Here is an 11,014-nt window from a genome sequence, read left to right on the forward strand (position 1 = left end):
TGTGCTCGCCGCCACCGGCGGTACCCTCAAAAGGGGCGCGCCCCCCCCCGCCGGTGGATCCAGGCTCGACGTCGTGAATGCGCCATTCAGGACGTCGAGCGTCGTGAACGGCGCATCCGGGACATGCCGGCCCTCGGCCAGCCGCACATCTCCCCAGCTCACAGCCCATTTTCGGACGGAAGAGGAGCAAGGGACCTTTGCTATTGTTGTTGAGCGGAACTAACGAGCGGTAGCAAAGGTCCCCCGCTCCCGCCAGTACCCTTCTCGACCCGGGGAATCGCACTCATGATTTCCTGATGAGGTGACCAGGACCGTATCCTCCGCCACAGACGGCGAAGTTCCGGCGAAGGCTTCCCAGCCTCGTCTGGCCCTGCGAATCTCGCTCGCGCGCCTGTCCGTCCGTCCGCGGTCGATCCTGATCCTGGCGGTGGTGCCGCTGGCGGCCATGGCGTACGCCATCTGGGGGGCCACGCACGACTGGCACCTCGGCGTCGACAGCGCCGTCTACCGTGCCGGTGCGCTCACCCTGCTGCACGGGGATTCGCTCTACGACGCCAACACGCTCCTCCCGGAGCCGTCGTGGGCGCTGCTGCCGTTCACCTATCCACCGGCGGCGGCGGCGCTGTTCGTCCCGCTCGCGTGGTTCCCGGTGCAGCTCTCCTGGGGCCTGCTCACCGTCGTCACGCTGCTGTGTCTCGCGCTGTGCGTGCGGATCGCGATCGGCGCCCTGCCGCGCCCCGCCGAAGACGGCCCGCGCTGGTGGGCCTCGCCCGCCCGCTCGACGATCGTGTTCTCCCTGGTCTTCCTCGGCCTCGAGCCGGTGTGGCGGACGATCTTCCTCGGCCAGATCAACATCGTCCTGATGGCGCTGGTCATGCTGGACGTGCTGGTCATCGGCGCGCGCGGCAGCCGGTGGGGTGGCGTGCTGGTCGGCGTCGCGGCCGCGATCAAGCTGACGCCGATCGTGTTCCTCGGTCACCTGTTCATCACCGGCCGCCGCAAGGACGCCATCCGGGGATTCGTGACCTTCGTGCTCCTGCAGGGCGCGATGTTCCTGATCAACCCGCACGACGCGGCCAAGTACTGGACGCAGACGCTGCCCGACACCGGTCGCATCGGCCCGGTGCACTGGGCGGGCAACCAGTCCCTGAACGCGTTGATGAACCGCGCCACCGACCTCGCGCCATGGGCGTCGAACGTCGCGCTGGCCATCGGGTTCCTGCTCCTGATCCCGGCGCTGTGGCTGGTCATGCGTTTCCACCGCAGGGGCCAGACGCTCGCCTCCCTGTTGGTCACCGCGTTCTGGATCCTGCTGATCTCGCCGATCTCGTGGACCCACCACTGGGTCTGGGTGGCGCCGCTGATCGTGCTGCTGGTCTCCCGCCTGCCGAAGACCACCCCGGCGACAGCGTGGAAACGCTGGCTCGGCACGTTCCTGGCGATCTTCGTGTTCGTCAGCTGCGTGCTGCTGATCCTGCCGAACGGCCGGAACGTCGAGCTGCACTGGACGGTGTGGCAGAACATCCTCGGCAGCGCGTACATCCTGATGCCGGTGGTGCTGGCCGCCGCGCTCGCGTTGCGCTGGGGCCTGCAGCGACGGGCCCGCCGCAAAGCCGAAGACGTCCATGCCGAAGCCACCCGGGGCTGACGCACGCACCGGCTGGATTCTCGCCGGGGTACTCGCGGTCGCCGTCCTCGCTCTCGGCGTCGTCGCGTGGCTGGCGCACTGGCGGCTGGGCGCGGACAGCGCCGTCTACCGGGCGGGCGCGATGGCCCTGCTCAAGGGCGAACCGATCTACACGCGCGACGTCCTGACCACGCTGCCGGACTGGGTGCGGCTGCCGTTCACCTACACGCCGGCGGCGGCGCTGCTGTTCCTGCCGTTCGCGCTCGTGCCGACCGGGCTGCTGTGGGGCGTGGTCGGGTGTTTGTCGGTGGTCGGTCTTATCGTCGTCATCGCGGTGGTTCTGTCGCCATCGGGGTGGACACGCGTGGCGTGGGCGCTGCCGGTGGGAACGGCCTCCGTTCTGGTACTGGAACCGGTGTGGAAGACGCTGTTCCTCGGCCAGATCAACTTGATACTGATGGCGCTCGTGGTGCTCGACGTGCTGGTCCTCTCGGCACGAGGCTGTGCTGATGCGCCCTCGGCGGGAAAACGTACCTCGGGCTGGCGCTGGGCGGGCGTGCTGATCGGTGTGGCGGCGGCGGTCAAGCTGACCCCGCTGGTCTTCGTCCCGCACCTGTTCTTCACCGGCCGGTGGAAGGACGGGCTGCGCGCGGTGGGCACGTTCGTGGTGCTGGAGGCGGTGATGTTCGCCGTCATCCCGGTCGACGCCGCGCGCTTCTGGCGGGATTCGGCCACCGATCCGAGCCGGATCGGCTCGGTGCACTGGATCTTCAACCAGTCGCTCAACGGCATGGTCAGCCGGGCCGCGCAGCTGGCGCCGTGGTCGCTGGTCCTGGCCGTCGCGATCGCGGCCGTGCTCGCCGTGCCCGCGATCTGGCTCGTCGTGCGGCTCCACCGTCGTGGCGAGGAGGCGGCGGCGCTGCTGGTCACGGCGTTCTATGGGCTGCTGTTCTCGCCCGTTTCGTGGTCGCACCACTGGGTGTGGGCGGTCCCGCTGATCGTGCTGCTGCTGGTCAAGGGCCGCCGGATCGCCGCGGGCGCGGTGTTCGTCCTGTTCGCCTCCCAGATCGTGATGCTGGTGCCCAACGGCGGCGACACCGAGTTCCGCTGGGGCCTCGGCATGGCGGTGCTGGGCAACCTGTACGTGCTGGCGGCGGCCGCCGGGATCCTCGGCCTCGCCGCTCGTGAGCTGCGGCTCACGCGCCGCAGGTCGGCGCGGGTCGCGCCGGCCTAGGTGGTTAGGCTGAGCGCGCTATGGACAAACGCACCGGTCTTCCCGTCGTCGGCATGGTGGGTGGCGGGCAGCTCGCCCGGATGACCCACCAGGCGGCGATCTCCCTCGGCCAGTCCCTGCGTGTGCTCGCCGCGGGCGAGAACGAGTCCGCCGGTCTCGTCGCGGGCGAGGTTGTGCAGGGCCACCACACCGACCTCGACGCGTTGCGCGCGTTCGCGAAGGAAGTCGACGTCGTCACGTTCGACCACGAGCACGTGCCCGGTGAGCACCTGCTGACGCTGGCGATGGAGGGCTTCGTCCTGCGGCCGGCGCCGGACGCGCTCGGCGTCGCGCAGAACAAGCTCGTGATGCGCGAGCTGATGGCCGGTCTCGACGTCCCGGGCCCCGCCTTCGCCGAGGTGTCCACTGTGGACGACGTGGTGGCCTTCGGGAAGGCACACGCGTGGCCGGTGGTGCTCAAGGCCGCGCGCGGCGGATACGACGGCAAGGGTGTCTGGATGCTCGACACCGCGCAGCAGGCGCGCGAGGTCGTCCCGGAGCTGCTCGCGGCCGGGACACCGCTGCTGGTCGAGGAGAAGGTGACCATGCGGCGCGAGTTGTCCGCGCTGGTCGCGCGTTCGCCGTTCGGGCAGGGGGCCGCCTACCCGGTGGTGGAGACCGTGCAGTCCGCCGGGATCAACACCGAGGTGCTGGCCCCGGCGCCAGGGCTGAGCCCCGCGCGCGTCCAGGAGGCGCAGGATCTCGCGCTGCGCATCGCCGCGACGTTGAAGGTCACCGGGCTGCTCGCGGTCGAGCTGTTCGAGACCGACGGCGGGCTGCTCGTCAACGAACTCGCGATGCGCCCGCACAACTCCGGGCACTGGACGATGGACGGCGCACGGACCTCGCAGTTCGAGCAGCACCTGCGGGCCGTGCTCGACTATCCGCTCGGCCGCACCGACCTGCTCGCCCCCGCGTGCGTGATGGCCAACGTGCTCGGTGCCGAGACCGCGCCCGAGATGGGTCCGGACGAGCGGCTGCACCATCTGTTCGCGCGCTTCCCCGATGTCAAGGTGCACCTCTACGGCAAGGAGGAGCGGCCGGGGCGCAAGCTCGGGCACGTCAACATGCTGGGCGAGGACATGGAGACGCTGCGCGACCAGGCGCTGCTCGCCGCGCACTGGCTGTCCCACGCCGTCTGGCTCGACGGCCACGAGATCCACTGAGAGGTAGGGATTATGGCGCCGCAGGTGGGCGTGATCATGGGCAGCGACTCGGACTGGCCGGTGCTGGAGGCCGCCGGGACCGCGCTCGACGAGTTCGGCGTCGAGTACGAGGTCGGTGTCTACTCGGCACACCGCACGCCGCAGCGCATGCTGGACTACGCGACGTCGGCGGCGTCGCGGGGGCTGAAGGTGATCATCGCGGGCGCCGGCGGCGCGGCGCACCTGCCGGGCATGGTCGCCTCGGCCACCGTCCTGCCGGTGATCGGCGTCCCGGTGCCGCTGAAGTACCTGGACGGCATGGATTCCCTGCTCTCGATCGTGCAGATGCCCGCCGGTGTCCCGGTCGCGACGGTGTCGGTCGGCGGCGCGCGCAACGCCGGTCTGCTCGCCGTGCGCATCCTGGCCGCCACGGACGAGACACTCCAGGCGAAGATGGCGAAGTTCCAGGCCGATCTCGAAAAGCTGGTGCTGGACAAGGACGCCGCTCTGCGCGCCAAAGCCGGTCGCTGACCTGACCGCGGCGCGTTCCCTCAGACGGGGACGATCTCGAGCAGCTCGTCGAGACCGGACAAGCCCTTGGCGTTGCGCGTGTACAGCCGCGCGCCGTGGGCGTGCGCGGTCGCGGCGATGAGGAGATCCATGGTGCGGGCCCGGGGCTGGCGACCCGCCATCACGACAGCGGCCGCGATCTGGCCGTAGCTGACGGCGACCATGTCGTCGATCGGCAAGGCATGGAACTCCTGCTGCAGGACGCTCAACCGGTGAAGCCGTGCCGCCCGGCTGGCCGGATTACCGGCGACCAGGACGCCGAACTGCAACTCGGCGAACGTGGCCGCGCTGATGGCCAGCCGGCCCGGCAGCGGAGGCACGTCCGTGGCGATCACGACACTGGTGTCGAGGACGGCCTTCACGCCGTGGCCCACGGGTCACGGAGCTCCTGGTCGATCTTGTCGCGGTCGCTCTCCCAGTCCGGGTCGGCGGGACCGCGGAACAGAGCGGACACCTCGGCGTAGGTCCGCCAAGTTCGCTGCTCGACAGGCACGAGCCGCACGCTGGGGCGCCCGGAGACGGTGATCAGTACTTCTTCACCGGCCTCCGCCTGGCGCACCAGCTCGGAAGCCTGCTGCCGAAGCTCGCGTAGTCCCACAACGCTCATAGGAACCACTGTAGCACAAGTGCTACCCAGGTTGTCGCGGTACGTCAGGAGAGCTGCTCGCGGAGTTCGCGTTTGAGGACCTTGCCCGCCGCGGACACCGGGATCTCGTCCACGAAGTACAGCTCCCGCAGCCGTTTGTAGGGCAGCACCTGGGCGTTCACCGCGTCGAGCAGCGAGTCGGCGTCGAGGCCGTCGCCGGGTGCCTTCACCACGAACGCCACCGGCAGCTCGCCGACGTCGTCCCGCGGCCGTCCCACGACGGCCGCCGTGACGACACCGGGATGCGCGGCGAGCAGTTCTTCGAGTTCGCGGGGGAAGACGTTGTATCCCTTGTACAGCAGCATGTCCTTCTTGCGATCCACAATGGACAGATAGCCGTCCTCGTCGAGCACGCCGACGTCGCCCGTGTGCAGCCAGCCGTCGACGAGCGCCGCCGCCGTCTCCTCCTGGCGATGGCGGTACCCGGTCATCACCTGCGGACCGCGGACGCAGACCTCGCCCTGTTCGCCCGCCGGGAGCGGATCTTCGCCGCCTTCGGTGGAGACGATCTTGATCTCGGTGTCGGGGACGGGCAGTCCCACCGAGCCGACCTTGCGGGTGCCCGAGCGATACGCCGGGGAGGTCACCGCGGCCATCGTGACCTCGGTCAACCCGTAGCCCTCGACGATGACGGCGTCGGGGAAGCGGTCCCGCAGCGCGTTGATCATCTCGTGGCTCATCGGCGCCGCTCCGGAGCCGAGCGTGCGGATCGAGGACAGGTCCGCGGTCGCGAGCGCCGGGCAAGCCAGCAGTCCGGCGTACAACGCGGGTGCGCCGCCGATCGAGGTGACCCGCAGGCGCTCGGCGTCGGCGATGTACCGCGCCGGGTCGAAACGTTCGTGCAGGACGACGGTGGTCCCGATGAGGACGACCGCGTTGAGCGCGGCGATCGTCCCCATCGCGTGGAACCACGGTGTCACGTTCACGACGACCCCGGTGCCGTGGCGGGTCGGCCACTCGTCGGCGCTGCCCACCTGCTCGACGGTGACGTCGCCGTGCTCGTCGAGCAGCGGGCGCGCCCCGGTTTGCCCGCAGACGTACTGCAGGGTGTTCACCACGACGTTGCGGTGTGGCAGCTGGACGCCCTTCGACCGTCCGGTGGTGCCGCCGGTGTAGGCGAGGTGGGCGAGGTCGGTGTGGATGTCGATGTCCACCTCGGGCCGGGTGGCGGGGTACTCCGCGTGAAAGTCCTCGAACTCGGTTTCGCCGTCCCGGAGCGCCTCGGCGGGTGAGACGACGATGACGGAGCGGGCCGGGATGCGGTCGGCGACCGCGGCGAGCGTGCCCGAGAGCGGGCCGTAGGTGACGACCACCGCGGCCGCGCAGTCGGTCAGCTGGAAGGCCAGGTCGTCCGGCGGGAGCAGCGGGTTCGCCGGACTGAACGTGGCGCCCGACAGCAGGGTCCCGTAGTAGGCGACCGGGTAGGCCAGGCAGTTCGGCAGATGCAGCGCGACGGTGTCGCCCTTGCCGATCCCGCGTGCGATCAGCGCGTTCGCGAACCGGCAGGCCGCCTGGTAGAGGCCGGCGAAACTCAGCTCCCGCTCGCCGTGCGCGAACGCGGTGCGGGTGCCGTAGCGGCCGGCGGCCGCGGCGAGGATCGAGCCGATCGGGACGTCGGGATAGTCCAGCGAGCGGGGGAGGCCGGGCGGCGGCGCGGTGATCGGCATCACCCGACCTTAGGAAGGATGCGGCCAAGCCCACAAGGACGCATCATGTGAACGAGCGCTAACATCGGTGGATCCCAACGGTGCGGAAGAGGTGGCAGAAGTGTCTACGGTGTCCGACGGCCCCGGGCTGTACCAGCTCGCCGAGGAACACGAGGAGCTGCGGGCCGCCGTTCGCGCGCTCGCGGAGAAGGAGATCGCGCCGTACGCGGCCGAGGTCGACGAGCAGGAGCGTTATCCGATCGAGGCGTACAACGCGCTGGTGAAGTCGGGTTTCAACGCCGTGCACATCGGCGAGGCGTACGACGGCCAGGGCGCGGACGCGATCGGCGCCTGCATCGTCATCGAAGAGGTCGCGCGCGTCGACGCTTCGGCGTCGCTGATCCCGGCGGTGAACAAGCTCGGCACGCAGCCGATCATCCTGTCGGCTTCGGAGGAGCTGAAGGAGCTCGTCCTGCCGTCCATCGCTTCCGGCGAGGCGTCGGCGTCGTACGCGCTTTCGGAGCGCGAGGCCGGCTCGGACACCGCGTCGATGCGCACCCGCGCCCGGCTCGACGGCGACCACTGGGTGCTCAACGGCACGAAATGCTGGATCACCAATGCGGGTGAATCCTCCTGGTACACCGTGATGGCGGTGACCGACCCGGAGGCGGAGAAGAAGGCCAACGGCATCTCGGCTTTCGTCGTCCACAAGGACGACCCTGGCTTTTCGGTGGGCCCCAAGGAGAAGAAGCTCGGCATCAAGGGCTCGCCGACCCGCGAGATCTACTTCGAGAACTGCACGATCCCGGAGAACCGGATCATCGGCGAGCCAGGCACCGGCCTGAAGACCGCGCTGCGCACGCTCGACCACACGCGGCCCACCATCGGCGCGCAGGCGCTCGGCATCGCCCAGGGCGCGCTCGACGCCGCGGTCGCCTACGTCAAGGACCGCAAGCAGTTCGGCAAGATGATCGCGGAGTTCCAGGGCGTCCAGTTCATGCTGGCCGACATGGGCACGAAGATCGAAGCGGCCCGGAACCTCGTCTACGCCTCGGCCGCGGCGTCGGAGCGCGGCGACAAGCGCGCCGGTTTTATCGCCTCCGCGGCCAAGAAATACGCCTCGGACATCGCCATGGAGGTCACCACCGACGCCGTCCAGCTCTTCGGCGGGGCCGGCTACACGCGTGACTTCCCGGTCGAGCGCATGATGCGCGACGCGAAGATTACCCAGATCTACGAAGGCACCAACCAGATCCAGCAGCTCGTCATGGCCCGCGCCCTGCTCCGCGGCTGAGATCCCGGTCCGAAAGACCACAACCGGCTGTTTCCGTTCTGCCGAACGAAAACAGCCGGTTGGTTTTTTACGAGATGGCCACGTCTGCCGAGGACGTGGAACTAGTTGCAGTTGCCGCAGCAGCCGCAGCCCTGGCCCGTGCACTTCGAGCAGCACCCGTGCATGTTCGCTCCCTTCCCATGTGCACCCCGCGCGTTCGACGCTAAGTGACATGGTCTGGTGCGCATAACCGCTAGGTGGGTGGGTGACGGGGTGAATCACCCCACGAGTTCGCCCGCCACATAGGAACAGGAATCCGTCCCCCGCACGTACACCTGCCCCTCGGTTTCGTCGCCGATACTGCACTCGGTGACCGGATGGCCGTCGAAGCCCGAGAGCGTCACGGTGATGGTCATACCGAGCGGAATCTTGACCTTGAACGACTTCGCGCTGTGTGGGGCCAGCTCTTCGCGCCGGAGCCCGCCGGGCGCTGTCGGGTCGGTGAAAGTGATCTGCCGCGCTCCGAGCGCGCCGATGGTCACCGTGACCATCGGGATGGGTGGCGCCGGTACCCGTGCCGGGGTGGACACGACGGTCGCGGCCAGCGCGGCCAGCGGCAGGGCCATGAGTGCGGCCTGGAACAAGTTCATGTCCCAGCGGTCGAAATCGATCTCCCCGGTGTTACCGATCCGGCCAGAAGTAGGCGGACACGGGCCGCAGCTGATCTGCTCGCAGAGACCCGTTTCCGCCGTGGCTGTGGTCGGATTGGTAACGAACGGCACAGGACGGTGTCCGAATTGTCTTATGGGGCCCCGAAAGTCACGCGGTAGGCCGTTCGCTCGCGACGATGTGGTCCACGAAGCCGTATGCCAGCGCCTCTTCGGCGTCGAACCAACGGTCCCGGTCGGCGTCCGCGGTGATGCGTTCCACCGTTTGGCCGGTCTGCCGCGCGGTGATCTCCGCGATGCGCTGCTTCATCTTCCCGAAGACCTCGGCCTGGATCGCGATGTCGGTGGCCGCGCCGCCGATGCCCGCGGACGGCTGGTGCATCACGATCCTGGTGTTGGGCAACAGGAACCGCTTGCCGGGTGTGCCGGAGGACAGCAGGAACTGGCCCATGGACGCGACGAAGCCGAGACCCCAGGTCGAAACGTCCGGCTCGATCAGCCGCATCGTGTCGTAGATGGCCATGCCCGCGGACACCGAACCGCCGGGCGAGTTGATGTAGAACCTGATGTCCTTCGACGGCGCGTCGGCGGCGAGCAGCAGGAGCTGCGCGACGATCCGGTTCGCCACCTCGTCGGTGACCTCCGAGCCGAGGAAGACGACGCGGTCGCGCAGCAATTGTTCGTAAACCGAGTCGTCCAGGGAAGGGCTCGCGGTGGAGGCGCGCAGCTCGGGTGCCAAGGTGGCCGTCATCTCTTGCCTGCTCTCGATCGGTGAACGCCGGAGTGATCTTCTGCCTCCGACGATAGACAGCCGTGTCGCCGAAGACGACCTCGTTCGCTGAGAGCGTTACGTGGTAAGGATGTCGGATGGACTTCGACAGCGCGACCACCGAGATGATGGCGACGAACGAAGCGAACTGGGACGAGCGCACGCCGATCCACGTGGCGAGCCGGTTTTACGGCCTCGACGAATCCCGCGATCCCGATCAGTGGTTCCTGCCGTTCGAATGGGAGGACCTCGGGGAGCTGGCCGGCCGCGATCTCGTTCACCTGCAATGTCATCTCGGGACCGAGACGATCGCCTTCGCGCGAAAAGGAGCGCGGACGGCCGGGCTCGATTTCTCCGGCGAGGCGGTGGAAGCGGCGAAGCGTATAGCACGCGAGGCCGGGCTCGACGTCGAATACGTGCGTGCCAACGTTTATGACGCCGTCGACGCATTCGGCGGCAACCGGTTCGACATCGTCTACACCGGAAAAGGGTCGGTGTTCTACCTGCCCGATCTGACGCGCTGGGCTTCGGTGGTCGCCGGGCTGCTGCGGCCGGGCGGCCTGCTCTACGTCGTCGACTTCCATCCAGTGCTGAACGCGCTCGGCCCCGAGCCCGGGCCCGGCGAAGGGCCGGAACTGTTGCTGCGTCACGATTATCTGGAGGGGAGGGGCGCCCTCGAGCGCGACGCGACACGTACCTACACCGACGGTCCCGCGCTTCAGGACGCGACCACGATCTACGAGTGGCGGCACGGGTTCGGCGAGCTGATCACGGCGCTCGTCGGCGCCGGGTTCGCGATCACCGGCCTGCGGGAGAGCGAACTGCTGCCGTGGCCGCGCTGGGAGAACATGGTGCCCGCCGACGGCGGCTGGTGGCGGTTGCCGGATTCCGCGCCGCGCATCCCGCTGCTCTACGCCTTGAAAGCGGTCAAGGCTTAGGCGGGAAGTCCGAGTGGAAGGTACTTTCGGGCCAGGATGAGCGGACTTTCTTCCTCTGGAGGCATGTCTGTCTGTCACGGCGTGGGACAAACGTCCTTGTCGTCCAGCACGTCATGGAGGAGAAATGAAGAAGACCCGAGTGGTCCAGTCGTTCGCGGTGGCGGGCCTGGCAGCCCTTGGCCTCGTCGCCGCTTCCTCGGTCGCTTCGGCCGCGTCGGCGCACCAGGTGAGCAGCCCGGCCGGAGTGGTGCACGTCAACGGCAACGGCGACCCCGGCATGGGGGAGGGCGGTCCTGGCGGTCCGGGCTCGAACCCGGGTGACCCCGGAGCGCGGCCCTAGTCCTGGGCGGAGCCGCGGGGGGGGGGACCCCCCGGGGGTGGACGGCCCCCGGCGAGTCGGGGGGGTGGGTGGGGGGGGGGTAAATGTATTGCGGGGGCTGGAGATGACCCCGGCGCGGG

Annotated in this window: 12 protein-coding genes; 7 read left to right on the plus strand and 5 right to left on the minus strand. The window is 69.0% G+C overall.

Features of this window, described 5'->3' with window-relative positions:
* Window positions 1-301: 301 nt before the first annotated feature.
* The 4 genes from ACFWY9_RS17820 to purE are packed head-to-tail and all read left to right on the plus strand — an operon-like array spanning window position 302 to window position 4,576.
* Window positions 302-1,648, plus strand: coding sequence for a glycosyltransferase 87 family protein (locus ACFWY9_RS17820; RefSeq protein WP_378328003.1), 1,347 nt, complete (start codon window positions 302-304; stop codon window positions 1,646-1,648).
* Entirely contained in the window at window positions 1,626-2,861 is a 1,236-nt protein-coding gene (locus tag ACFWY9_RS17825) for a glycosyltransferase 87 family protein (RefSeq protein WP_378328002.1), read from the plus strand. Before ACFWY9_RS17820 ends, ACFWY9_RS17825 begins: the two co-directional genes overlap by 23 nt.
* A gap of 20 nt (window positions 2,862-2,881) precedes the next feature.
* Complete coding sequence (locus ACFWY9_RS17830) at window positions 2,882-4,066, plus strand: 5-(carboxyamino)imidazole ribonucleotide synthase (protein ID WP_378328001.1); 1,185 nt, start codon at window positions 2,882-2,884, stop codon at window positions 4,064-4,066.
* Window positions 4,067-4,078: 12 nt separating this feature from the next.
* Window positions 4,079-4,576 (plus strand): 5-(carboxyamino)imidazole ribonucleotide mutase, encoded by a 498-nt coding sequence (gene purE / locus ACFWY9_RS17835; RefSeq protein ID WP_378328000.1) that lies wholly within the window; start codon window positions 4,079-4,081, stop codon window positions 4,574-4,576.
* A 20-nt stretch (window positions 4,577-4,596) separates the two neighbouring features.
* Here the strand turns inward: purE and ACFWY9_RS17840 are convergent, their stop codons facing one another.
* From ACFWY9_RS17840 to ACFWY9_RS17850, 3 genes are read right to left on the minus strand one after another with little or no spacing between them, the layout of a single operon-like run.
* Entirely contained in the window at window positions 4,597-4,989 is a 393-nt protein-coding gene (locus ACFWY9_RS17840) for a type II toxin-antitoxin system VapC family toxin (RefSeq protein WP_378327999.1), read from the minus strand.
* Entirely contained in the window at window positions 4,974-5,222 is a 249-nt protein-coding gene (locus ACFWY9_RS17845) for a type II toxin-antitoxin system Phd/YefM family antitoxin (protein ID WP_378327998.1), read from the minus strand. Before ACFWY9_RS17845 ends, ACFWY9_RS17840 begins: the two co-directional genes overlap by 16 nt.
* Before the next feature lie 44 nt (window positions 5,223-5,266).
* Entirely contained in the window at window positions 5,267-6,928 is a 1,662-nt protein-coding gene (locus tag ACFWY9_RS17850; protein ID WP_378327997.1) for a class I adenylate-forming enzyme family protein, read from the minus strand.
* A 100-nt stretch (window positions 6,929-7,028) separates the two neighbouring features.
* Between ACFWY9_RS17850 and ACFWY9_RS17855 the strand changes: the two genes are divergently transcribed.
* The gene (locus ACFWY9_RS17855; protein ID WP_378327996.1) at window positions 7,029-8,201 is read left to right on the plus strand and encodes an acyl-CoA dehydrogenase family protein; all 1,173 of its coding nucleotides are present in this window, start codon (window positions 7,029-7,031) and stop codon (window positions 8,199-8,201) included.
* 257 nt (window positions 8,202-8,458) lie between these two features.
* Here the strand turns inward: ACFWY9_RS17855 and ACFWY9_RS17860 are convergent, their stop codons facing one another.
* Window positions 8,459-8,830, minus strand: coding sequence for a hypothetical protein (locus ACFWY9_RS17860; protein WP_378327995.1), 372 nt, complete (start codon window positions 8,828-8,830; stop codon window positions 8,459-8,461).
* 169 nt (window positions 8,831-8,999) lie between these two features.
* Window positions 9,000-9,599, minus strand: coding sequence for a ClpP family protease (locus ACFWY9_RS17865; RefSeq protein ID WP_378327994.1), 600 nt, complete (start codon window positions 9,597-9,599; stop codon window positions 9,000-9,002).
* Between the two features lie 116 nt (window positions 9,600-9,715).
* On the opposite strand from ACFWY9_RS17865, the gene ACFWY9_RS17870 reads away from it, so the two are divergent.
* Window positions 9,716-10,555, plus strand: a complete 840-nt coding sequence (locus tag ACFWY9_RS17870; protein ID WP_378327993.1) for a class I SAM-dependent methyltransferase — start codon at window positions 9,716-9,718, stop codon at window positions 10,553-10,555.
* Window positions 10,556-10,679: 124 nt separating this feature from the next.
* The gene (locus tag ACFWY9_RS17875) at window positions 10,680-10,895 is read left to right on the plus strand and encodes a hypothetical protein (protein WP_378327992.1); all 216 of its coding nucleotides are present in this window, start codon (window positions 10,680-10,682) and stop codon (window positions 10,893-10,895) included.
* The last annotated feature ends 119 nt before the right edge of the window (window positions 10,896-11,014 follow it).

This window comes from Amycolatopsis sp. NPDC059027, assembly GCF_042739735.1.
GTDB lineage: Bacteria > Actinomycetota > Actinomycetes > Mycobacteriales > Pseudonocardiaceae > Amycolatopsis.